General features: G+C 67.0%; 26 protein-coding genes, 8 tRNA genes and 1 other RNA gene. 20 read left to right on the top strand and 15 right to left on the bottom strand.

The annotated features are described in order from the left end of the window. Nucleotides 1-118: 118 nt before the first annotated feature. The 7 genes from AC06FA_RS16390 (at nucleotide 119) to AC06FA_RS16360 (ending at nucleotide 1,119) form a co-directional block, all read left to right on the top strand. Nucleotides 119-391: an HU family DNA-binding protein gene (locus AC06FA_RS16390; RefSeq protein WP_004146343.1), complete on the top strand. Its 273-nt coding sequence runs from the start codon at nucleotides 119-121 to the stop codon at nucleotides 389-391. 11 nt (nucleotides 392-402) lie between these two features. Next, a tRNA-Val gene (locus tag AC06FA_RS16385) sits at nucleotides 403-477 on the top strand. Nucleotides 478-503: 26 nt separating this feature from the next. Then, nucleotides 504-580: transfer RNA gene (locus tag AC06FA_RS16380), tRNA-Asp, on the top strand. 78 nt (nucleotides 581-658) lie between these two features. Then, nucleotides 659-735: transfer RNA gene (locus AC06FA_RS16375), tRNA-Asp, on the top strand. 83 nt (nucleotides 736-818) lie between these two features. Then, nucleotides 819-895 (top strand) — tRNA-Asp (locus tag AC06FA_RS16370). A 40-nt stretch (nucleotides 896-935) separates the two neighbouring features. Further along, nucleotides 936-1,012, top strand: a tRNA-Asp gene (locus AC06FA_RS16365). 30 nt (nucleotides 1,013-1,042) lie between these two features. Then, nucleotides 1,043-1,119, top strand: a tRNA-Asp gene (locus AC06FA_RS16360). A gap of 103 nt (nucleotides 1,120-1,222) precedes the next feature. On the opposite strand, the gene AC06FA_RS16355 is transcribed toward AC06FA_RS16360, so the two are convergent. From AC06FA_RS16355 to AC06FA_RS16340, 4 genes are read right to left on the bottom strand one after another with little or no spacing between them, the layout of a single operon-like run. Next, the gene (locus tag AC06FA_RS16355) at nucleotides 1,223-2,461 is read right to left on the bottom strand and encodes a glycosyltransferase (protein WP_478069230.1); all 1,239 of its coding nucleotides are present in this window, start codon (nucleotides 2,459-2,461) and stop codon (nucleotides 1,223-1,225) included. After that, entirely contained in the window at nucleotides 2,458-3,045 is a 588-nt protein-coding gene (locus AC06FA_RS16350; protein WP_478069229.1) for a hypothetical protein, read from the bottom strand. Before AC06FA_RS16350 ends, AC06FA_RS16355 begins: the two co-directional genes overlap by 4 nt. Beyond that, on the bottom strand, nucleotides 3,038-4,195 hold the full coding sequence (locus tag AC06FA_RS16345; protein WP_478069228.1) for a glycosyltransferase family 21 protein: 1,158 nt from the start codon (nucleotides 4,193-4,195) through the stop codon (nucleotides 3,038-3,040). The genes AC06FA_RS16350 and AC06FA_RS16345 overlap by 8 nt, the downstream gene beginning before the upstream one ends. Next, nucleotides 4,183-5,139 (bottom strand): NAD-dependent epimerase/dehydratase family protein, encoded by a 957-nt coding sequence (locus tag AC06FA_RS16340; protein ID WP_478069227.1) that lies wholly within the window; start codon nucleotides 5,137-5,139, stop codon nucleotides 4,183-4,185. The genes AC06FA_RS16345 and AC06FA_RS16340 overlap by 13 nt, the downstream gene beginning before the upstream one ends. Before the next feature lie 214 nt (nucleotides 5,140-5,353). Here AC06FA_RS16340 and AC06FA_RS16335 point away from each other — a divergent pair, with 214 nt between their 5' ends. Continuing rightward, entirely contained in the window at nucleotides 5,354-7,306 is a 1,953-nt protein-coding gene (locus tag AC06FA_RS16335) for a peptidyl-prolyl cis-trans isomerase (RefSeq protein ID WP_478069226.1), read from the top strand. Nucleotides 7,307-7,509: 203 nt separating this feature from the next. Here AC06FA_RS16335 and AC06FA_RS16330 read toward each other — a convergent pair whose 3' ends face one another. Further along, nucleotides 7,510-8,712 (bottom strand): lytic transglycosylase domain-containing protein, encoded by a 1,203-nt coding sequence (locus AC06FA_RS16330; protein WP_478069225.1) that lies wholly within the window; start codon nucleotides 8,710-8,712, stop codon nucleotides 7,510-7,512. Beyond that, the gene (gene gloB, locus AC06FA_RS16325; RefSeq protein WP_478069224.1) at nucleotides 8,709-9,473 is read right to left on the bottom strand and encodes a hydroxyacylglutathione hydrolase; all 765 of its coding nucleotides are present in this window, start codon (nucleotides 9,471-9,473) and stop codon (nucleotides 8,709-8,711) included. Before gloB ends, AC06FA_RS16330 begins: the two co-directional genes overlap by 4 nt. Nucleotides 9,474-9,484: 11 nt before the next feature. Between gloB and AC06FA_RS16320 the strand changes: the two genes are divergently transcribed. The 3 genes from AC06FA_RS16320 to dnaQ are packed head-to-tail and all read left to right on the top strand — an operon-like array spanning nucleotide 9,485 to nucleotide 11,327. Further along, the gene (locus AC06FA_RS16320; protein ID WP_478069223.1) at nucleotides 9,485-10,129 is read left to right on the top strand and encodes a methyltransferase domain-containing protein; all 645 of its coding nucleotides are present in this window, start codon (nucleotides 9,485-9,487) and stop codon (nucleotides 10,127-10,129) included. 12 nt (nucleotides 10,130-10,141) lie between these two features. Beyond that, nucleotides 10,142-10,594 carry a ribonuclease HI gene (gene rnhA, locus AC06FA_RS16315; RefSeq protein ID WP_478069222.1) on the top strand — a complete coding sequence of 151 codons (453 nt, stop codon included), beginning with the start codon at nucleotides 10,142-10,144 and terminating at the stop codon, nucleotides 10,592-10,594. A gap of 4 nt (nucleotides 10,595-10,598) precedes the next feature. Then, nucleotides 10,599-11,327 carry a DNA polymerase III subunit epsilon gene (gene dnaQ / locus AC06FA_RS16310; RefSeq protein ID WP_108771214.1) on the top strand — a complete coding sequence of 243 codons (729 nt, stop codon included), beginning with the start codon at nucleotides 10,599-10,601 and terminating at the stop codon, nucleotides 11,325-11,327. Nucleotides 11,328-11,636: 309 nt separating this feature from the next. Here dnaQ and AC06FA_RS16305 read toward each other — a convergent pair whose 3' ends face one another. Next, a complete protein-coding gene (locus AC06FA_RS16305) occupies nucleotides 11,637-12,341 on the bottom strand; it encodes a PP2C family protein-serine/threonine phosphatase (protein WP_108752324.1) in 705 nt (234 codons plus the stop codon). 167 nt (nucleotides 12,342-12,508) lie between these two features. Here AC06FA_RS16305 and AC06FA_RS16300 point away from each other — a divergent pair. After that, nucleotides 12,509-12,599, top strand: a tRNA-Ser gene (locus AC06FA_RS16300). Between the two features lie 266 nt (nucleotides 12,600-12,865). After that, the gene (locus AC06FA_RS16295) at nucleotides 12,866-13,270 is read left to right on the top strand and encodes a DUF6165 family protein (RefSeq protein ID WP_108752325.1); all 405 of its coding nucleotides are present in this window, start codon (nucleotides 12,866-12,868) and stop codon (nucleotides 13,268-13,270) included. Nucleotides 13,271-13,316: 46 nt separating this feature from the next. On the opposite strand, the gene AC06FA_RS16290 is transcribed toward AC06FA_RS16295, so the two are convergent. Further along, entirely contained in the window at nucleotides 13,317-14,363 is a 1,047-nt protein-coding gene (locus tag AC06FA_RS16290) for a glycosyltransferase family 9 protein (RefSeq protein WP_478069221.1), read from the bottom strand. Between the two features lie 20 nt (nucleotides 14,364-14,383). On the opposite strand from AC06FA_RS16290, the gene AC06FA_RS16285 reads away from it, so the two are divergent. Genes AC06FA_RS16285 through AC06FA_RS16275 form a run of 3 tightly spaced genes read left to right on the top strand, consistent with a single transcriptional unit; the run spans nucleotide 14,384 to nucleotide 16,286 of the window. Further along, on the top strand, nucleotides 14,384-15,133 hold the full coding sequence (locus AC06FA_RS16285) for a 3-deoxy-D-manno-octulosonic acid kinase (RefSeq protein ID WP_108748728.1): 750 nt from the start codon (nucleotides 14,384-14,386) through the stop codon (nucleotides 15,131-15,133). Then, nucleotides 15,133-15,900: an MBL fold metallo-hydrolase gene (locus AC06FA_RS16280; protein WP_478069220.1), complete on the top strand. Its 768-nt coding sequence runs from the start codon at nucleotides 15,133-15,135 to the stop codon at nucleotides 15,898-15,900. The genes AC06FA_RS16285 and AC06FA_RS16280 overlap by 1 nt, the downstream gene beginning before the upstream one ends. Then, the gene (locus AC06FA_RS16275) at nucleotides 15,897-16,286 is read left to right on the top strand and encodes a nuclear transport factor 2 family protein (protein WP_478069219.1); all 390 of its coding nucleotides are present in this window, start codon (nucleotides 15,897-15,899) and stop codon (nucleotides 16,284-16,286) included. The genes AC06FA_RS16280 and AC06FA_RS16275 overlap by 4 nt, the downstream gene beginning before the upstream one ends. A 113-nt stretch (nucleotides 16,287-16,399) precedes the next feature. Here AC06FA_RS16275 and ffs read toward each other — a convergent pair. Then, an RNA gene (gene ffs, locus AC06FA_RS16270) (signal recognition particle sRNA small type) lies at nucleotides 16,400-16,496 on the bottom strand. Nucleotides 16,497-16,796: 300 nt separating this feature from the next. Here ffs and AC06FA_RS16265 point away from each other — a divergent pair. Further along, complete coding sequence (locus AC06FA_RS16265; RefSeq protein ID WP_478069218.1) at nucleotides 16,797-17,114, top strand: DMT family transporter; 318 nt, start codon at nucleotides 16,797-16,799, stop codon at nucleotides 17,112-17,114. A gap of 60 nt (nucleotides 17,115-17,174) precedes the next feature. Here the strand turns inward: AC06FA_RS16265 and AC06FA_RS16260 are convergent, their stop codons facing one another. Together AC06FA_RS16260 and AC06FA_RS16255 are read right to left on the bottom strand one after the other, a co-directional pair. Beyond that, a complete protein-coding gene (locus AC06FA_RS16260) occupies nucleotides 17,175-17,654 on the bottom strand; it encodes a GNAT family N-acetyltransferase (protein ID WP_478069217.1) in 480 nt (159 codons plus the stop codon). Further along, nucleotides 17,644-18,090, bottom strand: a complete 447-nt coding sequence (locus AC06FA_RS16255) for a hypothetical protein (RefSeq protein ID WP_478069216.1) — start codon at nucleotides 18,088-18,090, stop codon at nucleotides 17,644-17,646. The genes AC06FA_RS16260 and AC06FA_RS16255 overlap by 11 nt, the downstream gene beginning before the upstream one ends. Before the next feature lie 144 nt (nucleotides 18,091-18,234). Here AC06FA_RS16255 and AC06FA_RS16250 point away from each other — a divergent pair, with 144 nt between their 5' ends. Then, entirely contained in the window at nucleotides 18,235-19,047 is an 813-nt protein-coding gene (locus tag AC06FA_RS16250; RefSeq protein ID WP_478069215.1) for an isocitrate lyase/PEP mutase family protein, read from the top strand. A 49-nt stretch (nucleotides 19,048-19,096) separates the two neighbouring features. Here AC06FA_RS16250 and AC06FA_RS16245 read toward each other — a convergent pair whose 3' ends face one another. The 4 genes from AC06FA_RS16245 to AC06FA_RS16230 form a co-directional block, all read right to left on the bottom strand. Next, nucleotides 19,097-19,429, bottom strand: coding sequence for a hypothetical protein (locus AC06FA_RS16245; RefSeq protein WP_478069214.1), 333 nt, complete (start codon nucleotides 19,427-19,429; stop codon nucleotides 19,097-19,099). A gap of 236 nt (nucleotides 19,430-19,665) precedes the next feature. Further along, nucleotides 19,666-20,721 (bottom strand): OmpA family protein, encoded by a 1,056-nt coding sequence (locus AC06FA_RS16240; protein WP_478069213.1) that lies wholly within the window; start codon nucleotides 20,719-20,721, stop codon nucleotides 19,666-19,668. Beyond that, the gene (locus AC06FA_RS16235; RefSeq protein WP_478069212.1) at nucleotides 20,718-21,047 is read right to left on the bottom strand and encodes a hypothetical protein; all 330 of its coding nucleotides are present in this window, start codon (nucleotides 21,045-21,047) and stop codon (nucleotides 20,718-20,720) included. The genes AC06FA_RS16240 and AC06FA_RS16235 overlap by 4 nt, the downstream gene beginning before the upstream one ends. 658 nt (nucleotides 21,048-21,705) lie before the next feature. Beyond that, nucleotides 21,706-21,798: transfer RNA gene (locus AC06FA_RS16230), tRNA-Ser, on the bottom strand. Nucleotides 21,799-21,939: 141 nt separating this feature from the next. Here AC06FA_RS16230 and dnaX point away from each other — a divergent pair. Then, on the top strand, nucleotides 21,940-23,976 hold the full coding sequence (dnaX, locus tag AC06FA_RS16225) for a DNA polymerase III subunit gamma/tau (RefSeq protein WP_478069270.1): 2,037 nt from the start codon (nucleotides 21,940-21,942) through the stop codon (nucleotides 23,974-23,976). Between the two features lie 6 nt (nucleotides 23,977-23,982). Next, entirely contained in the window at nucleotides 23,983-24,303 is a 321-nt protein-coding gene (locus AC06FA_RS16220; protein WP_005408298.1) for a YbaB/EbfC family nucleoid-associated protein, read from the top strand. The last annotated feature ends 195 nt before the right edge of the window (nucleotides 24,304-24,498 follow it).

Below are 24,498 nucleotides of genomic sequence, written 5' to 3'. Positions count from 1 at the left end.
TCGCAATCGCTGATCGCTGAATTCGGCGAACCGTTTCCACATGGCGGCCGTGCGCAGATGGCGTGCGGTTGCTTCCCTGTCGAATAAGCGGAACCCACCGCCAAAGGAGCTGTAAAGAATGAACAAGACCGAATTGATCGATGCCGTTGCTGAAGCCGCCGACCTGACCAAGGCCGAGTCCAGCCGCGCTGTCGATGCTGTCGTTGCCGCCGTCACCAAGGCGCTGAAGGACGGCGATGCGGTCACCCTGGTTGGCTTCGGTACCTTCCAGGTGCGCGACCGTGCCGCCCGTACCGGCCGCAACCCGAAGACCGGCGACACCATCAAGATCGCTGCTTCGAAGAATCCGTCGTTCAAGGCTGGTAAGGCCCTGAAGGATGCTGTAAACTAAGCGGCTCGCTGGGGTGCTTAGCTCAGCGGTAGAGCGTCTCCTTTACACGGAGAGGGTCGGGGGTTCGAAACCCTCAGCACCCACCACAGCACCGTAGTAAAAGTTTGAGTGTGGAGCGGTAGTTCAGCTGGTTAGAATGCTGGCCTGTCACGCCGGAGGTCGCGGGTTCGAGTCCCGTCCGCTCCGCCACTTCAACGCGAGGCCCCCGGGCAACTGGGGGCTTTGTTTTCTTCCAGGCTTCGGCCCGGGGGAAACTGCAGTAAAACTGGAGCGGTAGTTCAGCTGGTTAGAATGCTGGCCTGTCACGCCGGAGGTCGCGGGTTCGAGTCCCGTCCGCTCCGCCAGTTGCAAAGGCTTCCGGGCAACCGGGCGCCTTGTTTCCTTCCCGGCTTTGGCCGGGCGGAAGCAGAAAGGTTTACGACAACGTGGAGCGGTAGTTCAGCTGGTTAGAATGCTGGCCTGTCACGCCGGAGGTCGCGGGTTCGAGTCCCGTCCGCTCCGCCAAGTTGTGAACTGGTTTCAAGGGGTATCCGAAGTTTGTCGTGGAGCGGTAGTTCAGCTGGTTAGAATGCTGGCCTGTCACGCCGGAGGTCGCGGGTTCGAGTCCCGTCCGCTCCGCCATCCCCGGATCCCAACAAGTTCTGCCTATGTGGAGCGGTAGTTCAGCTGGTTAGAATGCTGGCCTGTCACGCCGGAGGTCGCGGGTTCGAGTCCCGTCCGCTCCGCCAGCAGAGTTTGAAGTGTCATCGAAGATGCCCGTCGGTCCTGGACCCGCGGGCATTTTGCTTTTTCGGGGTGTGCCTGCCCCTGTCCGCCGGGCGCGGCCCGGCGCTAGCGTTCAAGCGATGCGACGCGGTCCAGCACCGAATCCGCCGTCGCATACCGCTGCACCGACGCCTGCAGCGCAGCCAACCCGGGAAACGCATCGGCCTGCAATGCCTGCGCGAACACCGTCGGCAGATCTTCCAGCCTGCGCAGCCACAGGCCGGCACCGGCCGCCTGCAGGCGCGCGGCATGGTCGAACTGATCGTAATCCAGCGGATACACCAGCGCCGGAATGCCTGCGCGCAACGCGTGGTACATGACGCCGGCGCCGCCGTGGTGCAGCACCCGGTCATAGCGCGGCAGGTGCTGCGCGTAGTCGACGAAGGGCAGCAGATGCAGGTTCGGCAGCGGTTGCACCCGTGCGGCGTGATCGTGCTGGTGGCCCTGGCTGACATGCACCTGCCACTGTGGAAACTGCCGCGCCAGCGCGGCCGCAGCGTCGGCCAGCCGCGGTTTTACCCAGTCCTGGTGCGTGCCAGCGGTCACCAGCAGGTGACGCGCGCCGTCCACGAACGGCGGTGCTGCGTGGTCGCTGTGCGGGGTGTGCAGCATCGGGCCGATGAACTGCAGCGCTGCCGGCCAGCGCCGCGGGAATTCCAGTTCCGGCACCCCCAGGGCCAGGATGCACTGATCGGAATAGACCTGTTCGCTGCCATCGTCGCGGTAGATGGCGGGCACGCCCAGGCGGCGCATTGCCGGGCGTTGCCAGGCATGCACGCCGCGCTTGAACAGGCGGATCATCTTTCGTCCCGCCGCCTGCTGCACGCGCTGCCAGATGTTGCGCGGCGGCGACAGTCCGCCCAGGTAGGGCGGTGGCCCATCGGCGCAGTCCAGCACGCAGGGCGAGGGCAGGCTGGTCCACCAGGCAATGCCCAGCTCGGCCGCCAGCAGGCCGGCCGGGGGCAGGGTGAAGTCGACGATGACCAGATCCGGGCGCTGCACGGCCCAACGCTGCTGCAGCGCGTGCCGCATCTGCTCCATCAACCGCAGCGCCTGGCGAAGCTGCGCGTGCATGCGCAGCGGGTTGGCCTTCACCGCCACGCCGGGGTTGGCGATCTGCCACAGCGCCGCTTCGTGCGCGGCCGACAGCAGCACATCACCGCGCAGCCCGCTGGCGGCAATCGCCGGCTGCGCGCCGGGCGTACTCAGCACCGTCACCTGGTGCCGTGCCTGCAGTTGTCGGCCGATGGCCAGCAGCGGATGCAGGTGGCCGCTATAGGGCGGTGCCAGCAGTTCGATGTTCATGGCTGCGCGCGTTCGATGCTGGCGATGAATGCCTGCGCCTGCGTCAGCACCGGTGCCTGCTGCAGGTAATCCATGTGGCCACTGCGAACCCAGTGTCGCGGGCCGCGCCAACCCAGTCGGGAAATCCAGTCCTGTCGGCCGACCAGGACGTGCAGCCGTGCGGCGGCAGGGGCCTTTCGTGCAACAGGGCCATAGGCGAATACGCTGATCCGTTGCGCCAGTTCGGCCGGCAACGGCAGGTTGGCCAGCAGTTCCAGGCCGCAGCTGCCGGCCAGCAGCAGGGTATGCGGTGCGGCGTGCAGCAGATCGGTGACCGCTGCAACGTGGCGCTGGGCGAAGCCGGGCCGACGTGCGTGCAGGTACTGGCGGCTGTTATGCCAGCTGGCCGACAGCAGCGACACGCGGTGGAATGGCGGTGTCTGTGCGTCGTACGGGAAGTTGCAGGGGTGCAGTCGTCGGCCCGGTGCCAGCAAGGCCTGGCCAAACTGCTGTTGCACCGGACTGAGCGCGCAGCGCGCCGGATCACTCTGCCCGCACAGGAAGGCGATCTGCAGGTGGGTGGGGGGCGCGTCGGGTTCAGACATCGTGGAAGCGGTCATTGGCGCGCACATGATAGAGATGGGTGCGCCAGCGGATGCGTCGCACGCAGAGGGCGTGCAGCAGGTGCAGCGGCTGCAGCAGTTCGGCCATCACCGAAAGCAGGGGGCGATGGCGCACCCGGCCACTGGCCCGTTGCTGCAGTCGCGCCAGTATGGCGGCACGCACCAGCAGCACGGCGGCCGCGATCAGGGCCGGCGTGCCCAGCGGTGGCCATGCCGCCAACAACAGCACCGCCCACAGCAACAGCGGCGGTAGGCCGTGCAGCAGCCCGATCAGGGCGCGTACCGACCGCGTTTCATCGCGCAGCAACAGCAGCGCGAACAGCATCCAGCGGTGCATCTGCTGCCGATAGCGCTGCAGCGTCGGCACATGGGTCTGCACTTCCACGCAGGCAGTGGACTGGTGCAGCCGCGCGCCCTGGTTGCGCAACGCGCGGGCCAGCGCCAGATCGTCGGCCAGCATGTGCCGCAGCGGCGCAAATCCGCCCAGTTCGCGCAGGCGCGTGGTCCGTAGTGCGTAGCACATGCCATTGATCGACAGCGGCGCCAGCCAGGGCAGCAGGCCCAGGTAGGTCAGTACGGTGTTGTTGTTGACGAACTGCGCCATCAACCGTGAGCCGAACCGGGCGTCGTCGCGGTAGCAGGGCAGGGCGGTGACCAGATCAGCGTGCGGCAGCTCATCCAGCATCTGCGCCAGTGCCGCAGCAGACAGCCGCGCATCGTCGTCCAGCACCAGCACGATCGGCGCCTGTACCTGGGGCAGCACGCGGTCCAGCTTGAAGGTCTTGGGGTTGATGCCCTGCGGCGCCGGCGGATGCAGCAGGCAGGTGATGTGGTGATTGGGGTGCTGCGCGCACAGCTGCACCGCTGCCGCTCGGCCCAGCGCATCGGCCTCATCCAGCAGCCAATGGAAATGCGCGCCCGGAAGCGCCTGCAGGTTCGCCGCCAGCACCTGGGCCAGCAACGGGTCGCCGCCCAGGATCGGCTGCAGGATGGCCACGCCGTGGCCATCGAAGGTGCTGTGCGGGCCGGGCGGTCGTTGCCGCAGCACGCGCATTGCCCCCGTTGCCTTCAGGGCGAGCAGCAGCAGGTAGGCCAGTGCGACTGCGGCGCTGGCGACGGTCACGCTGTCCATTGCGCACGCTGCTCGTGGATAAGCTGTTCGATGGCGGTCTCCATGCTCAACAGGGGCTGCCCCAGATCGGCCAGCATGCGCTGTGGGTTGAAGGTCTTGGAATAGGCGAATGCGGCCACGCCGAAGCGGGTGATCGGCGGCTCGCCGCGCAGGCGCAGCAGGCGCCAGACGCCTTCCAGCGCGCCGGCACCGGCCAGGGCCAGTGGGGTGGGCAGGTGGCGGCCCAGCGGTGGCAGGTCCAATGCGGCCAGCAGGCGCTGCAGCAACGCCTGCAGGTCCACCGGCTGCGCGTTGGTCAGGTTGTAGGCCGGGGCCAGCCGGGGCGCCTGGATGGCCCGCAGCAGGTACTCCACCAGGGTGTCGATGTGGATCAGGTCGATCAGCGGTGGCCCGCCGGCGCTGACCAGCCGTGGCAGTGCCCCGCGACGGGCGGCCTGCAGCAGGCGCGGCATCAGCAGGGTGTCACCCGGGCCGAACACCGCGCGCGGGCGCAGGATGCAGCTGGGCCCCGGATACGCCGATACCAGCGCCTCGGCCTCGGCCTTGCTGCGCGCGTAGTCGTTCAGGAAGGCCGGGCCGATCGGGCTGGTCTCGTCCAGGTCGAGCTGGTGCGCGGCACGGTAGAACACCGCGGTGGTGGACAGGTGCAGCAGCCGCGGCAGGCCGTTGGCCTGGCAGAAGGCGATCAGCTGCGCGGTAGCGTCCACGTTGTGCTGCCGGTACTGCGCCCGGCTGGCCCACGGCGCGGCCAGCGCTGCCGCGTGCACCACCACGTCGGGCCGGAACGGCAGCCGCAGCGGCTGCCGCAGGTCCGCCTGCACGTAGTCAGGGCGATCCAGCGGCCGCCGGCCGAAGCCCAGCGCCTGCACGTGCGGCAGCGCGGCCAGGCGACGCAGCAGGGCGCCGCCGATGAAGCCGGACGCGCCGGTGACCAGAATGCGCATGGGCGTGGTTTCCTCCGCCCTTGCCGCGGGCCGAACGCAGGTCGCATGCCTGCCGGGGCGGCCAGTATGCGCAATGACGGCTGCGGCAGCCATGCCGGAGCGCCGGCGACCTGCCGCAGAGGCTTGTGCCGCCTGCCTTGCGGCCGTTTTTGGTACCGGCGGCGAAGCGGGTTACACTGCCGGGCTCGCCAATCAGGCCATGTGATTCCTCACCATGCTGCAGAAACTCCGCGACAAGACCTCAGGCTGGATCGTCACTGTGATCCTGGGGCTGCTGATGATTCCGTTCCTGTTCGTGATCGACAACAGCTACCTCGGTGGTGTCGGCGCGCAGAACGTGGCCAAGGTTTCGGCACCGCCGACCTGGTGGCGCTCGGCGCCGTCGTGGTGGCCGGTGCGCATGCTGTGGCAGCACCACGAGATCAGTTCGCAGGATTTCCGCACCCGCTTCGAGCAGGAGCGCATGCGCGCCCGCCAGCAGCAGGGCGAGGACTTCGATCCGCGCGCCTTCGAGAGCACCGAGAACAAGCTGGCGGTGCTGGACCAGCTGGTCGACGAGCAGGTGGTGCGCCTGGTGGGTGAACAGGCCGGTGTCGTCATTGGCGACGGCGCGGTGCGCGAGTACATCATGACCATCCCGGCCTTCCTGGGTCAGGATGGCAAGTTCAGCGAAAACAACTACCGCCTGGCCCTGCAGACCGGCAACCCGCCGCGCACGCCCACCCAGTTCCAGGAACTGGTGCGTGAGAGCCTGCAGCAGTCGGTCATTCCGTCGGGCCTGCAGAACTCCGGCTTCGTCACCCAGGCCGAGACCGAGCGCCTGCTGAAGCTGCTGGGTGAAACCCGCGATGTGCAGCTGGTCGGTCTGCCGGAAGTGCCGGCCGATACCGCACCGGTGACCGACGCGCAGATCAAGCAGTGGTACGACAGCCACGGCAAGGATTTCCGCCAGGCCGAATCGGTTTCGCTGGAGTTCGTCGAACTGAACGGCGCCAACCTGCCGGCGCCGGCCGCTGCCGACGAGGCCGCCCTGCGCAAGCGCTATGAAGAAGAGAAGGCCAAGTTCGTGTCGCCGGAACAGCGCCAGGCCGCGCACATCCTGCTGACCGGCGACGGTGCCGAAGCCAAGGCCGCCAAGCTGGCCGCCGAAGCCAAGGGCGGCGCCGACTTCGCCGCGCTGGCCAAGGCCAATTCGCAGGACCCCGGTTCCAAGGACCAGGGCGGTGACCTGGGTTGGGTGGAACGCGGCGCGATGGTGAAGCCGTTCGAAGATGCGCTGTTCGCCGCCAAGGCCGGCGAGATCATCGGCCCGGTGAAGACCGATTTCGGCTACCACGTGATCAAGGTCGCCGCCGTGCGCGGTGGCGAAGGCAAGTCGTTCGAAGAAGTGCGCGACACCCTGGCGGCCGAGCAGCTGAAGGCCGATGGCGAGCGCGGCTTCAACGAGCTGGCCAGCCGCCTGGTCGATGCCATCAACAAGAGCCCGAGCGATCTGGCCGCCGCCGCCAAGGAAGTGGGGCTGCCGCTGCAGACCACCGGTGTGATCAGCCGCGCGACCGCCAGTGGCGTGGTGGCCGATCCGGCCGTGCTGCGCGATGCGTTCTCCGACGTGCGCGTGCAGGACGGTACCGCCAGCGATCCGATTGCGGTGGGTGGCAGCAGCAACCACAGCGTGGTGATCCGTGTGGCCGCGCACACCCCGGAACAGGCCATGCCGCTGGACAAGGCCCGTGAGCAGGTGATCGCCGCGATCCGTGCCGACCGCCAGCGCCAGGTCAGCGACAAGGCCGCCGAGGCCCTGCTGGCCAAGCTGAAGGGCGGCGCCAGCCTGCAGTCGCTGGCCGCCAGCGAGAAGCTGCAGGTCAGCCCGATGCCGGGCCTGCCGCGCAGCCAGCCGGTACCGACCCCGGAAATCAACCGCGCCATCTTCAGCGCGCCGGTGCCGACCGAGGGCAAGCCGAGCTACGGCAAGATTGACGTGAATGGTCACGCGCTGGTGTTCGTGGTGGACAAGGTCACCCCGGGTGACGTGAAGGAAGTGACCGCCGAGCAGCAGAAGCAGTTGAAGGACCAGCTGTCCCAGATCGACGGTGCCGCTGCCGCCAAGGCCTTCGTGGAAGCCATGCGCAAGAAGTTCGTGGTGCAGACCACCGAAGCCAACCTGTAACCCGGGGCGGCGCGCAGAACGAAAAGGCCCGGCAATGCCGGGCCTTTTTTGTTGTGTTGCGGGTTTCGCGTGCCTTGTAGAGTCGAGCCATGCTCGACTGCTTCAGTCGAGCATGGCTCGACTCTAAAAGGTCGGGTAGTCGAGCAACGCTCGACTCTACGGGGGCGGGTAGTCGAGCAACGCTCGACTCTACCGGGCCGTAGTCAGTCTTCTACGCGCAGCACGGCGCCGGGCTTCAGCACGCTGCTGCCGCTCAGGCCGTTCAGCGACAGCAGTGCCTTCACCGGCATGCCGTAGCGGCGGGCGATGGTCCACGCCGATTCGCCGTTGCGCACGGTGTGGCGGCGGCTGCGCGGGCGGTCGGCGGCACTGGCCACTGTCCTGGCCACCTGTGGCGCCGGCGCGGCGACGGGGGCTTCGGCGGCTGCGGTCGCGGCCACCGTAGCGGCCGCGTCCAGCACGTTGGCAGTGGCGGCCGAGGCCGGCGCCAGCACCCGCGCATTGCCGGTCGGGCGCTTGCCCGCGGCCAGGCCGGGGTTCAGGCGGGCGATGCGGGCCGGGTCCAGCGACCGCTGCGCGGCCCACTGCTGCACCGTGGTGCCCGCCGGCAGCGTGTGGTCCTTCAGCACCGGCACGGTGCGGTCCAGCGAGGCCATCACGCCCGGCTGGTCTTCCACGTTCTCCAGCACGCATGCCAGGGCATGCAGCTTTTCCACGTAGGCGTGGGTGACCGGCGACAGGCCGGGCAGGGCGGCAGGCTTGGCGTTCTGTGCGTTCATGCCGGCCTTGCGCATCGACTGCAGCACGCGGTACTCACCGGCGTTGTAGGCCATGGTGGCCAGGCGCCAGTCGCCGCCGAACATGCCGTGCAGGGTCTTCAGGTAGCGCACCGCGGCCTGGGTGGATTCCACCGCCGACAGGCGGCCGTCATAGCCGTTGGACATCGGCACGCGGTGGTTGCGCGCGGTCGTGGCGATGAACTGCCACAGGCCGGTGGGGCCGCTGCCGTTGCGGGCATTGGGGCGGTAGCCGCTTTCCACGAACGGGATCAGCGCGAATTCGGTGGGCAGGTTGGCCTTGCGCAGCTCTTCCACCACATAGCCGAACAGCACCAGGGCGTCATCGTCCTGGTTGGCCAGGCGTGAGGGGGCGTGGGCGAACTGCTTCTGCCAGCGCGGGCTGGTGGCCTCGGCATTGCAGGTGGGCTCGGCCAGGCCGTCGCGGAAGCTGGTGAAGATGTCCTGCCCGTTGCGCACGCTGGCCGCCGGCAGGACCGTCGGGTCCAGCGGCACCGCAGCGGCGGCGGCCAGGTTCTGGCTGATGCCGGCGCCCAGTGACTGCGCGCCCGCACTCCCGGCCAACCCCAGGGCGAGCCCCAGGGCCAGCGTCAGACTTCGGCGCATCATGCGCGGAAGCCGTCTTTCCAGTGCCGGAGACCGGCCATGACGTCGACGTCGTCCACGACTTCCCGACCCAGGTGCGCCGACACCGCCGCGCGGATCGGCGCGGTGTGGGTACGCAGAAACGGATTGCAGTCGAGCTCGTTGGCCAGGGTTACCGGCAGGGTGGAACGGTCATCGCGGCGCATGGCCAAAGCCTCCTCTTGGCGCTGCAGCAACGCAGCGTTGGCGGGGTCGACATGCCGCGCGAAGACGGCATTTGACACGGTGTACTCGTGAGCGCAACACAACAGCAGTTGCGCGGGCAGGGCACCCAGCCTGCGCATCGATGCCAGCAGCTGGGACGGCGTACCTTCGAACAGGCGTCCACAGCCCAGGCTGAACAACGCATCGCCGCTGAAAAGCTGTTCAGCGGTGTGAAACGCGATGTGGCTGCGGGTGTGCCCGGGCACGGATAGTACGTGGAACGTCTGCCCCAGTGCCTGAACGCGTTCACCTTCGCCGACCCGCTCGGTCGCCGTGGGGATGCGTTCTTCCACCGGCGCCACTACCCGCAGGCCGGGAAAACGCGCCTGCAGCGCGGGCACGCCGCCGATGTGGTCATCGTGGTGGTGGGTAAGCAGGAGGGTGTCCACGCGCAGGCCCTCGTCGGCCAGTGCGAGAACCGGCGCGGCATCGCCGGGGTCGATCACGACCGCAGCGCCATCGTCGGCCGTCAACATCCAGATGTAGTTATCCGCAAATGCGGGCAGGGCAGTCAGTCGCATAGAATTGGACCATGCCCCTGCTGCAGAGCCACCGTCAAGCGAGCCTGGTGCCCTGGTTCGACAGCGAGCCGGCACGGGCCCTGCGCGTGCTGGAACGGCAGCTGCTGCTGCCGCAGCTGGCGGCCCTGCCGGTGCAACCCTGGTTGTGGATCGCGCCCAGCCCCGACTGGCTGCAGGATGCGCAGGCGGCCGGCCGCGGCCTGCGCCTGTACCGCAGCGGCCCCGGTTATGCCGGTGATACCCGCTGCGCGCTGCCGTTGCCGCTGGCCAACGAAAGCGTGAACGCGATCGTGCTGCAGCACGTGACCGCTGCCGACGCCGATGCGCTGCTGGACGAATGTGAGCGGGTGCTGATGCCCGGCGGCCACCTGTGGTTGACCAGCCTCAATCCGTTCAGCCCTTACCGCGCCCGCTGGCGCCAGCATGGCCTGGTGGTGCGCACACCGCAGCGCCTGCGCCAGCTGCTGGACCGGCACGGGCTGGACTGTGGCCAGACGCGCTACCTGGGCCCGCTGTGGCAGGGCGAAGGCGGACGTGCGCGGCCCGGTTGGGCACCGCTGCGGGCCGCCTGTCTGTTCCATGCCGAAAAACGTACGCTGGCCCTGCCTGGGCCAACCCCGCTGCCGGTGCGCTGGCACGGCACCGTTGCTACCTGATCTGGAGTTGTATTGAAAACCATTGAAATCCACACCGACGGTTCCTGCCTGGGTAATCCCGGTCCCGGCGGCTGGGCCGCGCTGCTGCGCTACAAGGGGCACGAACGTGAACTGAGTGGCGGCGAAGCGCACACCACCAACAACCGGATGGAGCTGATGGCGGCCATCTGTGCGCTGGAAACGCTGACCGAGCCGTGCAACATCGTGCTGTTCACCGATTCGCAGTACGTGCGGCAGGGCCTGACCCAGTGGATGGCGGGGTGGATCCGCAAGAACTGGAAGACGGCTGGCGGCGACCCGGTGAAGAACCGCGAGCTGTGGGAGCGCCTGCACGCGGCCACGCTGCGCCACCAGATCGACTGGCGCTGGGTGAAGGGCCATTCCGGCGACCCCGACAACGAGCGCGTGGACACCCTGGCCCGCAACGCCGCGATTCAGATCCGCGACGGCAGCCCGGTAAACTGAGCCCATGCGTCAGATCATTCTCGATACCGAAACCACCGGCCTGGAGTGGAAGAAGGGCAACCGCGTCGTCGAAATCGGCTGCGTGGAGCTGTTCAAGCGCCGCCCGTCCGGCAACAACTACCACCAGTACCTGAAGCCGGACTGCGACTTCGAGCAGGGCGCGCAGGAAGTGACCGGGTTGACCCTGGAGTTCCTGGACGACAAGCCCGCCTTCGCCGAGGTGGCCGATGAGTTCCTGGCCTTCATCAAAGGCGCCGAACTGATCATCCACAATGCGGCGTTCGATCTGGGCTTCCTGGACAACGAACTGTCGCTGCTGGGGCCGGAGTACGGCAGGATCACCGACCACTGCACCGTGGTCGATACGCTGGCGCTGGCGCGCGAGCGCTTCCCGGGCCAGCGCAACTCGCTTGATGCCCTGTGCAAGCGCCTGGGCGTGGACAACTCGCACCGCGCGCTGCACGGCGCACTGCTCGATGCGCAGATCCTGGGCGATGTGTACATCGCGCTGACCTCGGGCCAGGAAGAGATCGGCTTCGGTCTGGATGACGAGGGTGGCGGGGCAGGGGCGGCGTTGCAGGCGTTCGATACCAGCGCTTTGCTGCCGCGCCCGCGGGTGGTGGCGACACCGTCCGAACAGGAAGCCCACGCCGCCCGCTTGGAGCGCCTGCGCAAGAAGGCCGGCCACGCGCTGTGGGATGGCCCGAAGGTGGAAGAAGCGGCGAGCGCGTAGGCGGTGGTGGTGGCCGCCGGGCATGGCCTGGCGCTACCACCCTATCCACGCATGGCGTGGATCTACTCTCATCGTATCCACGCATGGCGTGGATCTACAGTATAGCCACGCCATGCGTGGCTTTCAGTGGCAGCGCACCAGGATCACGGTGATGTTGTCCGATGACGCGCCAGCGCATTCGCGCTGACGCCCCACAATTTGCGTTGCAAATCGTGGGCTCCGTCTCATCATCACCCATACCCCCGCCGCTTCGCGTCCGCCCCCTGACTCAGGGGGCTCTCCCCCAGATGCAGCGTGCGTGCGTCAGTATCAGTGGCAGCGCACCAGGATCACGGTGATGTTGTCCGAGCCGCCGCCGTCCAGGGCGGCGGCGACCAGGGTGTCCACGCATTCCTGGGCGCTGGCATCGTCGTAGGCCAGGGTGCGGGCGATGCCGCGGTCGTCCACTTCCTCGGTCAGGCCGTCGCTGCACAGCAGCAGCTGCATGCCCGGGCGCAGTTCACCGCTGGTGGTGGCCACGTTCAGGTGGGTGGGGTCGGTCACGCCCAGTGCCTGGGTCACCACGTTGCGATGGGGATGGGCGCGGGCCTGTTCAGCGGTCAGGTTGCCCTGCGCCACCAGTTCCTGCACCACGCTGTGGTCCTGGCTGAGCTGGGCCAGTTGGCCGTCGCGCCACAGGTAGGCCCGGCTGTCGCCCACCCAGGCCACTTCATAGCGGTTGCCCTGTACCCGGGCCGCGACCACCGTGGTGCCCATGGGCAGGGTGTCGTTGCGTCGGCGCGAGGCGCGGATGATTTCCTCGTCGGCGGTACGGATGGCCTGGGCCAGCGGCGCGCCGCGGCGGATCTCGCGCACGATGGTTTCCCGCGCCAGGGCGCTGGCCACCTCGCCGCAGGCATGCCCGCCCATGCCGTCGGCCACCAGCCACAGCGACAGCTCGCCGTCACCGTAATAGGTGTCTTCGTTGAGCTCCCGGCGCAGGCCGGGGTGGGTGAGGTGTCCGAATTCGATCATGGTGGGGGCTGGGGAAGGGTGATGCCGGGGAGAACGGCATCATCACGGCCAAGCGGACATCCGGCAAGGCATGCAGTCAGAAATATTTCATCGGATGTGCGGCAATGGCTTGTGGTCTGCCTCGCTTCCTCGTATTATTCGCGTCCCCGGTTCGCCGGGGACCATCTGGAGAGGTGGCAGAGCGGTTGAATGTACCTGACTCGAAATCAGGCAGGCGTTTATAGCGCCTCGGGGGTTCGAATCCCCCCCTCTCCGCCAGATTAAAAAAAACGGGCTGCCTTAGGGCAGCCCGTTTTTTTTTAATCTGGCGCGGGATGCGAAACGCGCTTTGCGCGCTTCGCCCCATGCGTGGCTGCGCAACGCATGGGCCCCTCCCTTTGCCTGCCTCTCCCCGCCCCTGTCGGGGCAGCCCCTCAACAGAGGGGCTTGTTCCTCCAGATGGACTCTGCGAACTGGCGATATGCGTGGATGCTGTCCGTGCGCTGCGGGTTACCATGTGCGCATCATTTGCTGGAGCGTCCCCCATGACCGCTGAAATCCTGGTGCCTGTGTCCTTCGGCGAACTGCTGGACAAGATCTCGATCCTGCAGATCAAGTCCGAGCGGATCAGCGACGAAGGCAAGCTGGCCAATGTGCGCCGCGAGCTGTCTGCGCTGGACACCACCTGGATGGGCCACCCGGCTGCGGTGAAGGACATCGCCAAGCTGCGTGCCGAGCTGAAGGCGGTGAACGAGCAGCTGTGGGATATCGAGGACGATATCCGCCTGAAGGAGAAGGCGCAGTCCTTCGACCAGGGCTTCATCGACCTGGCCCGCAGTGTCTACCTGCGCAACGACGAGCGCGCGCGCATCAAGAAGGCGATCAATCTGGCGCTGGGCTCGGTGTACGTGGAAGAGAAGTCGTACCAGGATTACGCGCCCCGCGCGTAATCCCGTAGATCCACGCCACGCGTGGATGGGCCCACCGGACCGCCCATCAACCCCGATGATCGGCCACGTAGCGTTCGAAGGCAGCAATCCCGTCCTCGACCGTGATCAGTTCCATCACATCATCGAACTCGATCTTGGTGCCCCACTTCAGATCGACCGCCTGCTTGCCCAGGTACTTGCGCGCGGCATCGTCGTAGCGGTCCACGCAGTAACGACGGTCCGAGTACGGCCCGCTGCGGTGCGGGTTGCTGGCCGCATGCAGGCCCAGCACCTTGCTGCCCATGGCGTTGGCGATGTGCATCGGCCCCGAATCCGGGGTCATCACCAGATCGGCGCGGGCCAGCAGGGCCGGCAGCTGCTTCAGGGTGTCCTTGCCCACCAGGTCCAGCGCCGGGGTCTCCAGCTGGGCCTGGATCGCATCGGCCATGCTGCGCTCCAGCTCACTGCGCCCGCCGCACAGCACCACACGCCAGCCACGGCCCTGGGCGTGGGTGGCCACGGCGGCGTAGCGGTCGGCATACCAGTTGCGGCGTACGTGGCTGGAGCAGGGCGAGATCATCAGCACCGGGCGGCCGTCATCCTCCCATTGCGCCGCGGCCCATTCGAAGGCCGCCTGCGGCACCGCCAGGTCCCAGCTGACCGTGTCCTGGCGCAGGCCCAGCGGCTCGCAGAAGCTGCCGATGGCATCCAGCACATGGATGCCGGGGCGATCGGGGATGCGTTCGTTGATGAAAAGCCCGTGCAGGTCCTTGGAGCGGCTGCGGTCATAGCCGATGCGGCGCTCGGCCGGAATGAAGGCCGACAGCAGGTTCGCGCGGAAGGCGACCTGCATCTGCAGCAGCGCCTCGAAGCGCCCGGGCGGCAACTGATGGCGCAGTGCCTTCACCCCGGCCATGCCGGTCTTCTTGTCGTAGGCATGGAAGACCACGCCAGGCAGGCCATCCAGCAGCTTGTGGCCGACCTTGTCGATGATCCAGTGGATCGGCGTATCCGGGCGCGCGGCCTGCAGGGTACGCACCAGCGGCACGACATGGGTGACATCGCCCAGGGCAGACAGGCGAAGGAGGCACAAGGATGAGGACGCTGATGCCATGTGTTGTTAGACTCAAAGGAATGGTCGCATTTGACGCCAATGAAGCGCTGACGCCATGCCGCGAGGGTCGCGGCATCGGGGCCATTCTGTTCGACCGCGAGCGGCTGCGGCAAGCCGAGGCGGGTCTGTTCTCGCCCCAGTACTGGGGCAACAAGGCCCGGCCGGTGGGCGAGGGCGGCCGTGGCAGCGCCTGGTTTGTCGATGCTTCCTTCGGCCCCGGGGTGCTGCGCCACTACCTGCGCGGCGGCCTGGCGGCCAAGCTCAGCCACGACCAGTACATCTGGCGGGGCTCGGACCGGACCCGCAGCTTTGCCGAATTCCGGCTGATGCGCGCGCTGCGTGCGCAGAAGCTGCCGGTGCCCCGGCCGATCGCCGCCTTCTACATGCGCGAGGGCCTGCGCTACCGCGCGGCCATCCTGATGGAGCGCATCGAGGGCGTGCGCTCGCTGGCCGACCGCGCGCTGGTGGCTGGTCGGGGCGCGCCCTGGGAAGAGGCTGGCCGCCTGATCGCGCGCTTCCACCGCGCCGGGCTGGACCATGCCGACCTCAACGCGCACAACATCCTGTTCGATGGCAACGGCCATGGCTGGCTGATCGATTTCGACCGCGGGGTAATCCGCATTCCGGCCACCGCCTGGCGCGAGCGCAACCTGAAGCGCCTGCTGCGTTCGCTGCTGAAACTGCGCGGCGAGCGCAGCGTGGAAGATGTGCAGAAGGATTACGCGCGGCTGCGCCGTGCCTATGACATGGCCTGGAACCGGGGCACCTGATGGACTGGTCGTTGCGTTTCCTCGGCGTCGGCAATGCGTCGGCGGTCGAGCTGGGTTCGCCCATGTCGGTGATCGAATGCGATGGCCGCCCATGGCTGACCATCGATTGTGGCGGCGAAGGGCTGACCGCGTTCAAGGCGCACTACGGGCACCTGCCGCAGGCATTGTTCGTGACCCATGTGCACCTGGACCACGTGGCCGGCTTCGAACGCCTGTTCGTGGATGCCTTCTTCAGTGCGCAGCGGCGCGGCAAGGTGCGCCTGTACGTGCCCGCCACGGTAGTGCCGCTGCTGCACAAGCGCATCGGTGACTATCCCAACGTGCTGGCCGAAGGCGGCGCCAATTTCTGGGATGCCTTCCAGCTGATCGTGGTGGGCGATGCGTTCTGGCATGAAGGCGTGCGCCTGGAAGTGTTCCCGGTCCGCCACCACTGGCCGGAAACCGCCTATGGCCTGCGCCTGCAGGGCGCGCTGGTGTGGAGCGGCGATACCCGGCCGATTCCGGAAATGCTGGCGCGCTTTGCCAACGACAATGAACTGATCGCCCATGACTGCGGCCTGCATGGCAATCCGTCGCACACCGGCGTGGACGATCTGGAGCGTGAGTACAGTGCCGAGCTGCAGGCGCGGATGATGCTCTACCACTACGCCAGCGCGGCCGACGGCCAGGCCCTGGCCGCGCGCGGGCATCGCGTGGCGCAGCCGGGGCAGTGCGTGGCGCTGGCAGCGCCGACCGCGCCGAATGTGCTGGCGCAGGACCCGCCGTGAATATCTGCGGCCAGCCTGCCGACGCGGCGCTGGCGGCCGAACTGGAACATCTGGAACGCGCGCTGCACACCCCGCAGGTGCGGGGCGACCGCGCGCGGCTGGCGGAACTGCTGGATGAGGATTTCAGCGAGATCGGCAGTTCCGGCCAGAGCTACGGTCGTGCGGCAGCGCTGGCCGAGATTCCGCTGGAACGGGCGCTGGTGCAGATCGAATCTGAGCAGTACACGGTTGCACTGCTGACGCCTGCGCTGGCCCAGGTGCGTTACCGCAGCCGCTACCACGTGGATGGCCAACCGCAGCGCTGGGTGCTGCGCAGTTCGCTATGGCGCCGGCATGCGCAGGGATGGCGGGTGGTGTTCCATCAGGGCACGCCGGAGGCGGGGTAGCGCCGGGCCATGCCCGGCGAAGGGCGCCAACCAAGGTTGGCAGCTACCAGGGCGAAGGGCGCCAGCCAAGCTTGGTGTCTACGGAGAACGGGGCACGGCCTGAAAAGGCGGTGGCCCCGCCGGCTGACCTCGGCGCCCGCGTCGATCGATACCGTTGCTGCCTTCCGGCCCTGGCGGGATTTTCGACCTAGCGTCGCGAGGGGCCGACGGGGCCACCATAGAGACGTTGGCCGCCTTGTGGCGGCCGGTTCACGGAACAGGGGAAGTGGCGCGCAGCGCGCCGAAGACCACAGCCGGACTGCACATCGACTGGGCCGATGGCAGGGGCGCATTCTAGCGCAGGCGCGGCCGCTTGTGCCAGCGCCGCGCACTGAATCGGCTGTAACCCGGCGCCGCCCGCAGCGGCCCCGGCGCAGCCGCGTTGCTAGAATGCGCGGCAGGAGGAACGGCCTCCCCCACATCGGGAATGAATGACCAGGACGGCCTGGCCCTGCCAAAAGGAGGGCCGTCATGGCCTGGATCCATCTGTTGTTCGCTGGCCTGCTGGAAATCGTCTGGGCCGTTGCAATGAAGCAATCCGAGGGCTTCAGCAAGCCCGTTCCCTCGATCATCACCGTGGTCGGCATGATCGCCAGCTTCTGGTTGCTGGCCCTGGCCATGCGCAACCTGCCGCTGGGCACCGCCTATACCATCTGGACCGGCATCGGCGCGGTCGGTGCGTTCGTGGTGGGTATCGTGTTCCTGGGCGAGCAGGTCAGTGCCATGCGCATTGGCGCGGCGGTGCTGATCGTCAGCGGGCTGGTGCTGATGAAGCTGTCTAGCAGCTGACAGGCCGCCGCTCGATGCGGTGTTCGTGTTCGCCGGGTTGGGCCGGGTGCTGCTGCGTCGTCAATGCGGGTTGCGCGTGCAGGGATCGCGCGTGAGCTGCAGTTCCATTTCGACGGCGTGCAGTCCTGGCCCATGTCCGTCCACGGTTTGCCGGACGACATGAAACCCCAGGGCCGCATAGAACCCCTGGGTATGCTGGCTGGTGCTCAGCACCACGCGATGCACCCGTTCGTCGGCCTGCGCCTGCCGCAACCGCGCGTGGGCGAGCATGCGCCCCAGGCCCCGACCTTGCTGCTCCCGCGCAACCATGCCCCAGCAGAAGCCGGCGCTGCCATCGGCATGCCGCGACAATCCTCCGCAGGCGACGACGAGGCCATCGACTTCGACGACCTGGAAGGCGTGCGCGAGCGCGTGGTCGCGCAGGAATTCGCTGAAATCCTTGCGCTCGGCCGGTGCGAAAAACGCCGGGGTATTGCCATCGAACAGTGCCAGGCAGGCGCTGGCATCGTCCGGCTGGTAGGAGCGCAGCTCAGGTGTCATACGCGCCGCTGTCCCACGGCTCGAAGAACGCCATGTAGTTGCCGGGCTGCATTTCCACCGCCCACAGATCGTCCTCGTCCTCCGGCTCGCGCGCGACCAGGCCGAAGGTGGTGCCGAACTGTTCCAGCGCAAACGGTGCAACCTGCACGCGCTGATGCGCGATGGCGCCCAGATCGTGCAGGTGGGCCTGGCGGATCGCGCGGTGCTGCTGCGCATCCACCTGATCGCGCGGGCCCAGCGAATCGATCTGTGCATCCAGCAGAACGCCGTCCGCATCGAACAGGTACAGCGCGATGTACTCGCAGCCAGGCTGGTGGCGCGTGGCCGGTTCGAACGGTGTGGTCAGGATGAACTGCCGTCCATCTTCCGTGTGGCCGATGCAGTCGGCGTAATGGTCATCCGGGTCGATGGCGATGCGTTCGGGGCGTTGGCTCATGGTGGCGTCCTTGCAGGGGAGCGGCATTGAACCGCGTCTGCCCGGTTCGACTCAAGTGATTGCCGTGGGTATTGGTGTCTGAAGATGGCGAGCAAGCGACGGCAGGCGCCCGCAGACTGCGCGCCTCGCAGACACGGAGTTCCCATGATCGATCGTCATCATCGTTTTGAAGACCTGCACCGCCGCGCCGACCTGCTGGTGCTGCCCACCGTGTGGGATGCAGGCAGTGCGCGCCTGGCCGAGGAGTGCGGTGCGCAGGCGCTGGGGACTTCCAGCGCGGCCATGGCGTGGTCCTGCGGTCATGCCGATGCGTGCGTGCTGCCGGAGGCCGCGCTGCTGGAGCGCGTGCGGCAGATCCTGCGGGTGACGACGCTGCCGCTTACCGTGGATATCGAAAACGGCTACAGCGACGATCCGCAGCAGGTGGCTGCGCGCGTGCTTCGTTTGGCTGAGCTGGGCGTGGTGGGTATCAACATCGAGGATGGCGAGGGCAGCGTCGAACTGTTGGCGGCGAAGATCGCGGCGGTGCGCTGCGCACTGGCGGGGGGTCCGTTGTTCATCAATGCGCGGACCGATGTGTATCTGCGCGGCATGGCCGAGGGTACGCAGGCCGTCGCGCTGAGCGTGCAGCGCCTGCAGACTTATGCGCGGGCCGGTGCCGATGGGGGATTCGTGCCGGGGCTGCAGGTGTTGGCCGAGGTTGCGGCGGTTGCTGCGCAGGTGGCGCTGCCGTTGAACCTGATGGCGTTGCCAGGGTTGGCCGCCGCCGACCTGCTGCGCCAGGCAGGCGTGCGCCGCTTGAGTGCCGGGCCGGCGCTGTTCCTGCAGGCCTGGGCGGCCACGGAAGCGGCGACGCGTGCGTTCCTGCAGGGTGGGGTGCCGATGCTGGGGGATGCAGCGTCTTATCCGGAGGTTGATCGGCGCTTTGCGGTCACTGACGGGCGCCGGGCTCAATAGCGACCGGTGTGGCGATGTCATGCCAGGACGAACAGCGGCCGCATCGATGTCAGTTCCAGATCACGGTGGTTCCATCCGGGCAATTCAACTGCATCGCTTCCGGGCCAGAGTAGCCGCTGTCACTCACATCTACGGTAAGTGATATCCCGCCAGAAAACTGCGCCACCATTGTCTTGTGATCGAATCGATAGTCCACTAGACGCAGTCTCCGTGGAGGCTGCGCAAGGGGCTCCGCAATGCCAGCGCAATGAAGCCTGGCAGCGTTGTAGATATGCAGCTCCCAGCCGTCAAGCGTCCTGATCGTGGTGATGCCGTCTCCCGTTTCAAGCATCACCTCTTTCCCAATCAAGGGCCGCAGTACCGCCATGTGATGTTCAACCATGTTCCTGCCCATGTGATTGGAGAGTGGGACGTTGAACGAGGTGGCGCTGTGCCGGACTATGGGGCCGGTTGGGTCAATCCGGTTGCCGTCCCCGAAGACCGCGCAGTCTTCCGGTGCGACGGGGTCACTCGTCGGTAGCGCTGAGTCCCAATGCGGGTGGGAATGTCGGGGGAACAAAGAGCACATGCCTGGCATGTGCTTCTTCTTTCATGCCGCGTCGGTAATTCATTGCCACCTCAGCGCTTGACCAGTTCCACGCGGCGATTCAAGCGACGTCCTTCCTCGGTTGAATTTTCCGCAACCGGCTGACTCTGGCCGAAGCCCTTGGTGGTGAGTCGATCGGCTGCGATTCCGGCGCCGACAAGGCGATCGCGCACAGACCCTGCTCGCGCTTGCGAGAGTGTCTGGTTGTGCGATGGGCTGCCGCTGTCGTCGGTGTGTCCCTCCACCGAAAGGCGAAGATGTTCATCGGCCTTCAGCAGCTGGGTGACCTGCAGGATCTGCGGCTCCGAGTCAGGCAGGATCTCGGCGGCGTCGGTGGCGAAATTCACCTGGATGGAAACTTTGCCACTGCTGTCCAGTGCCTGTTTCAGGGTGTCGGCTTCAATGACCTTGGCCGTTATCTGCACCGGTTTGGTTTCCGCGATGAGCAGTCCGCCGGAATTTCCACTGGAGCCCAGGTGAATCCAGATATCCCGATCATCACGGTGGATGACGTAGGTTTCTGCCGGCTCGTTGTAGATATCGCCGATGCCGCCGACATAGTTGATTCCAGCCTTGCTGCTGCCGATGTCACCCGATGCATCTGCGGGAACGGTGCCGGAGAAAATGCGTTTGCCACCCAGTGTCTCTACCAGGCTCTGCACATTGCGACTGAGCTCAAGTTGGGAATAAGGGTGGTCGCTGCTGCTCTGCAGGACCGACGAATGGACCTTGCCTTCAATCCACTGCACGCGATCACCGGTCCAGAACGGTACGCGATCAAACGCGCTGTCCACCACATCCTGACTGGCGTAGCCCTGCGGCAGCCCGAGATAGGGGAAGCTGCCCAGCGGTGCCTGGGATACCGGCAGGTCGGCAACAGTGAAGGGGCGGGCCTTCTGGTTTTCCTCGGCAGTCGCCGCAGATTGAGCGGAGGATTTCGCACTGGCGCTGGTCGGAGCGACCGGTGAGGCGCCGCCTTCGGTGGGCGTTTCGGCGGAGCGCTTGCAGGCGCCCAGCGTCAGAATCAGGCTCGCGGCCAACAGGCTTACGCGCGCTGCGGAAAACTTCGATCCGTGCTTCTGCATCATGAACGCACCTGCCTCATCAGTTCGTTGCAGACATCGCTGGTGGGCTTGTACTGGCCCTTCTTCCAGGCATCGGTGATTTTCACCCGCGCCTGCGCTTCGGCAGCGTCATAGGCCTGGTCGAAGTCTGCCTCTGTGCCAAAGATGGTTCTCACCTGTGCCTTGTGCCTGGCGCGCAGCGTTGCGGTCTGTTCGGCTGTCGCGCCGCACGCCAGCGCATTGCCGGTATGTGTGCCTCCCACTGTTCCGTATTGCGCCGCGGCGCCGCCTTGTGCGAATACGGGGCCGCTGCCGATCAGCAAGGCAGCGGTGATCACGAGCTTTGTCATGGAGTACTGCATGTAGATGGTCCTCATCCGGCCCGGTAGCGGGCATCAATCCCTGTGCTGCGAGCATAGCAACAGGCAATGCCAGTCAGGATGGCGCTGCATCGGGCGGCCCTGTGGGCGGCCCCAAGGTGAACAGGCTAAGGATGACGAACAGCCGCAAGGGGCAGCGTCTGGCCAACCCGGCGGCCCTTGAGAGTGGTGCCAAGGGCGTCTGCTCCACGCATGGCGTGGATCTACGGATCTGTCTGGGCGAGCAAGCCCCTCTGTTGAGGGGCTACCCCGACAGGGGCGGGGAGAGGCAGGCAAAGGGAGGGGCCCATTCGTTGCGTAGCAACGCATGGGGCGAAGCGCGCGCAGCGCACTTCGCTTCCCGCGCCAGATAAATGAAAAAGGCTGCCCAGAGGCTCGCTCTCTCACCGCTTGGTAGGAGCGGGAGTGGCCAGCGACTGCTCCACGCATGGCGTGGATCTACGGATCTGTCCGGGCGAGCAAGCCCCTCTGTTGAGGGGCTGCCCCGACAGGGGCGGGGAGAGGCCGGCGAAGGGAGGGGCCCATTCGTTGCGTAGAAACGCATGGGGCGAAGCGCGCGCAGCGCACTTCGCTTCCCGCGCCAGATAAATGAAAAAGGCTGCCCAGAGGGCAGCCTTTTTCATTTATCTGGCGGAGAGAGGGGGATTCGAACCCCCGAAGCGCGGTTTAGACGCTTACACACTTTCCAGGCGTGCTCCTTCAACCACTCGGACACCTCTCCGGATTCCCTGCCATCGGCAAACGCCTCAGCAGGGGCGCAGATTCTAGCGGGCGCCGCGCCCGGACACAAGCACCGTGTTTCAGGGGGAGGGGGCTGGACAGGCATGGCACAATGGAACATCCGATGGAAGACGGTGGCCTGATGTCCTATCTCGTGCTTGCCCGCAAGTGGCGTCCGAAGCGTTTTGCCGAGCTGGTGGGCCAGGAACACGTGGTCCGTGCGCTCAGCAATGCGCTGGACAGTGGCCGGGTCCACCATGCGTTCCTGTTCACCGGTACCCGCGGCGTGGGCAAGACCACCATCGCGCGTATCTTCGCCAAGTCGCTGAACTGCGAGCAGGGCACCAGCGCCGACCCCTGTGGCCAGTGCGCAGCCTGCCTGGACATCGACGCCGGCCGCTACATCGACCTGCTGGAAATCGACGCCGCGTCCAACACCGGCGTGGATGACGTGCGCGAGGTGATCGAGAACGCCCAGTACATGCCCTCGCGCGGCAAGTACAAGGTCTACCTGATCGACGAAGTGCACATGCTGTCCAAGGCGGCCTTCAATGCGCTGCTGAAGACACTGGAAGAGCCGCCGGAGCATGTGAAGTTCCTGCTGGCCACCACCGACCCGCAGAAGCTGCCGGTCACCGTGCTCAGCCGCTGCCTGCAGTTCAACCTGAAGCGGCTGGACGAGGACCAGATCCAGGGCCAGATGACCCGCATCCTGGCCGCCGAGGAGATCGAGTCCGACCCCAGCGCCATCGTGCAGCTGTCCAAGGCCGCCGATGGCAGCCTGCGTGACGGCCTGTCGCTGCTCGACCAGGCCATTGCCTATGCCGGTGGTGCCCTGCGCGACGACGTGGTGCGCACCATGCTGGGCACCGTGGACCGTACCCAGGTGGCGGCCATGCTGGATGCCCTGGCCGATGGCGAGGGCACGCGCCTGCTGCAGGTGGTGGCGGCGCTGGCCGAGTTTTCGCCCGACTGGAGCGGCGTGCTCGAAGCGCTGGCCGAGGGCCTGCACCGTATCCAGGTGCAGCAGCTGGTACCGGGTGCGGCTGCCGCCGCCGAAGGTCTGGACGTGGCCGCCTTCGCCGCCCGCCTGCGCCCGGAAGTGGTGCAGCTGTGGTACCAGATGGCGCTCAATGGCCGCCGCGACCTGCCGCTGGCGCCGAGCCCGCGCGCAGGCTTTGAAATGGCCGTGCTGCGCATGCTGGCCTTCCGCCCGGCGGCCGCGGTGCCGCCGGTCCCGCGCGCGGTGGAGCCGGCCGCAGGCGCTGCCCCGGCCGGCAATGCGCCGACCGGCGGTGTTGCCGGCAGCGGCCACGAGGCCGCTCCGGCCGCCGCTGCCTCGGCCCAGAGCCAGGCCCCGGCAACGCCGGAGGGTGTGAGCGCCGCAGCGCATACGCCGTCGCCGCAGCCCGAGCCGCCGCCGCGCGAACCTGAGCCTGAACCAGAACCGGAACCCACCCCCGAACCTGAACCGGTGCCGGTGGAAGAGCCCGAAACCCCCACGCCGGTGAAGGCTGAAGTTTCCGCGCCGTCGGCCGAAGCCAGCGACGATCTGCCGCCGTGGGCCACCGAGGAGGCCGAAGCCGCTCACGCCCGTGATGCGTCGCTGGCTGCCGCGCACGCCACCCCGGATGCGGCCATGGTCGCCCCCTGGCACGAGCCGCCGGCACCCGCACAGCCCCACGAGGTTGCCCAGGAGCGCCCGTTCCAGCCGGAAGGCATTGCCATTGCCCCCGCGCCTGTGGCCGCCGACCGTGGCCCGCAGGAGGCCGTCAGCGACCTGGCCAGTGCCGAGGACTGGCTGGACCTGGTGGCCAGCAGCGGTCTGAACGGCCCGTCGCGCCAGTTGGCTGCCAATGCCGCGTTCATCAGCTGCCAGCAGGGCACCTTGAAACTGGGTCTTTCGCCCGGATTTGAATACCTGCGTTCCGAGCGCGCGCTGGCGGCGCTGGGCGAGGTGCTGGAAAAGGCCCTGGGCCAGGCGCTGCGGATCGTGGTCGAGACCGTGGAAACCGAACACGTGCCGGCCGAGACCCTGCACCAGCGTGCCGATCGCCAGCGTGGCGAGCGCCAGCAGGCCGCCGAGGCCACCTTCATGGACGATCCGGAAGTCCAGCTGCTGATCCAGCAGCACGGCGCCCGGGTCGTTTCCGATTCCATCCGTACTTTTGACGAGTAAGACGACATGCGCGGGAACATCGCCCAACTGATGCAGCAGGCCCAGAAGATGCAGGAAAACCTGCAGAAGGCCCAGGAAGAAATCGCCAAGATCGAAGTGACCGGCAGCGCCGGTGGCGGCATGGTCAGCGTCACCCTTACCGGTGCGAAGGAATGCCGCAAGGTGCGCATCGATCCGTCGCTGACCAGCGATCCGGAGATGCTGGAAGACCTGATCGCGGCCGCGTTCAACGATGCCTCCAACAAGATCGACGCCGAATCGAAGTCGAAGATGGGCTCGGCGACGGCCGGCATGCAGCTGCCGCCGGGCATGAAGCTGCCGTTCTGATACCCGTAGCGTCGAGCTTGCTCGACGGGTTCTCCCGTAGAGTCGAGCTTGCTGGACTGGTTCTTCCGTAGAGTCGAGCTTGCTCGACTGCATGCATGAATCAGTCGAGCTTGCTCGACTGCATGCATGAATCAGTCGAGCAAGCTCGACTCTACCAAGCCCTTCAGTCGAGCAAGCTCGACTCTACCAAGCCCT

It is taken from the genome of Stenotrophomonas sp. Steno-C17 (assembly GCF_056393165.1).
This window is presented reverse-complemented; position numbering and strand designations above follow the sequence as displayed.

What these genes read in the sequence shown, in the direction of transcription:
- AC06FA_RS16390 (WP_004146343.1), top strand. Translation starts at nt 119, where the DNA reads ATGAACAAGACCGAATTGATCGATGCCGTTGCTGAAGCCGCCGACCTG.
- AC06FA_RS16355 (WP_478069230.1), bottom strand. Translation starts at nt 2,461, where the DNA reads ATGAACATCGAACTGCTGGCACCGCCCTATAGCGGCCACCTGCATCCG.
- AC06FA_RS16350 (WP_478069229.1), bottom strand. Translation starts at nt 3,045, where the DNA reads ATGTCTGAACCCGACGCGCCCCCCACCCACCTGCAGATCGCCTTCCTG.
- AC06FA_RS16345 (WP_478069228.1), bottom strand. Translation starts at nt 4,195, where the DNA reads ATGGACAGCGTGACCGTCGCCAGCGCCGCAGTCGCACTGGCCTACCTG.
- AC06FA_RS16340 (WP_478069227.1), bottom strand. Translation starts at nt 5,139, where the DNA reads ATGCGCATTCTGGTCACCGGCGCGTCCGGCTTCATCGGCGGCGCCCTG.
- AC06FA_RS16335 (WP_478069226.1), top strand. Translation starts at nt 5,354, where the DNA reads ATGCTGCAGAAACTCCGCGACAAGACCTCAGGCTGGATCGTCACTGTG.
- AC06FA_RS16330 (WP_478069225.1), bottom strand. Translation starts at nt 8,712, where the DNA reads ATGATGCGCCGAAGTCTGACGCTGGCCCTGGGGCTCGCCCTGGGGTTG.
- gloB (WP_478069224.1), bottom strand. Translation starts at nt 9,473, where the DNA reads ATGCGACTGACTGCCCTGCCCGCATTTGCGGATAACTACATCTGGATG.
- AC06FA_RS16320 (WP_478069223.1), top strand. Translation starts at nt 9,485, where the DNA reads ATGCCCCTGCTGCAGAGCCACCGTCAAGCGAGCCTGGTGCCCTGGTTC.
- dnaQ (WP_108771214.1), top strand. Translation starts at nt 10,599, where the DNA reads ATGCGTCAGATCATTCTCGATACCGAAACCACCGGCCTGGAGTGGAAG.
- AC06FA_RS16305 (WP_108752324.1), bottom strand. Translation starts at nt 12,341, where the DNA reads ATGATCGAATTCGGACACCTCACCCACCCCGGCCTGCGCCGGGAGCTC.
- AC06FA_RS16295 (WP_108752325.1), top strand. Translation starts at nt 12,866, where the DNA reads ATGACCGCTGAAATCCTGGTGCCTGTGTCCTTCGGCGAACTGCTGGAC.
- AC06FA_RS16290 (WP_478069221.1), bottom strand. Translation starts at nt 14,363, where the DNA reads ATGGCATCAGCGTCCTCATCCTTGTGCCTCCTTCGCCTGTCTGCCCTG.
- AC06FA_RS16285 (WP_108748728.1), top strand. Translation starts at nt 14,384, where the DNA reads ATGGTCGCATTTGACGCCAATGAAGCGCTGACGCCATGCCGCGAGGGT.
- AC06FA_RS16280 (WP_478069220.1), top strand. Translation starts at nt 15,133, where the DNA reads ATGGACTGGTCGTTGCGTTTCCTCGGCGTCGGCAATGCGTCGGCGGTC.
- AC06FA_RS16265 (WP_478069218.1), top strand. Translation starts at nt 16,797, where the DNA reads ATGGCCTGGATCCATCTGTTGTTCGCTGGCCTGCTGGAAATCGTCTGG.
- AC06FA_RS16260 (WP_478069217.1), bottom strand. Translation starts at nt 17,654, where the DNA reads ATGACACCTGAGCTGCGCTCCTACCAGCCGGACGATGCCAGCGCCTGC.
- AC06FA_RS16255 (WP_478069216.1), bottom strand. Translation starts at nt 18,090, where the DNA reads ATGAGCCAACGCCCCGAACGCATCGCCATCGACCCGGATGACCATTAC.
- AC06FA_RS16250 (WP_478069215.1), top strand. Translation starts at nt 18,235, where the DNA reads ATGATCGATCGTCATCATCGTTTTGAAGACCTGCACCGCCGCGCCGAC.
- AC06FA_RS16245 (WP_478069214.1), bottom strand. Translation starts at nt 19,429, where the DNA reads ATGGTTGAACATCACATGGCGGTACTGCGGCCCTTGATTGGGAAAGAG.
- AC06FA_RS16240 (WP_478069213.1), bottom strand. Translation starts at nt 20,721, where the DNA reads ATGATGCAGAAGCACGGATCGAAGTTTTCCGCAGCGCGCGTAAGCCTG.
- AC06FA_RS16235 (WP_478069212.1), bottom strand. Translation starts at nt 21,047, where the DNA reads ATGACAAAGCTCGTGATCACCGCTGCCTTGCTGATCGGCAGCGGCCCC.
- dnaX (WP_478069270.1), top strand. Translation starts at nt 21,940, where the DNA reads ATGTCCTATCTCGTGCTTGCCCGCAAGTGGCGTCCGAAGCGTTTTGCC.
- AC06FA_RS16220 (WP_005408298.1), top strand. Translation starts at nt 23,983, where the DNA reads ATGCGCGGGAACATCGCCCAACTGATGCAGCAGGCCCAGAAGATGCAG.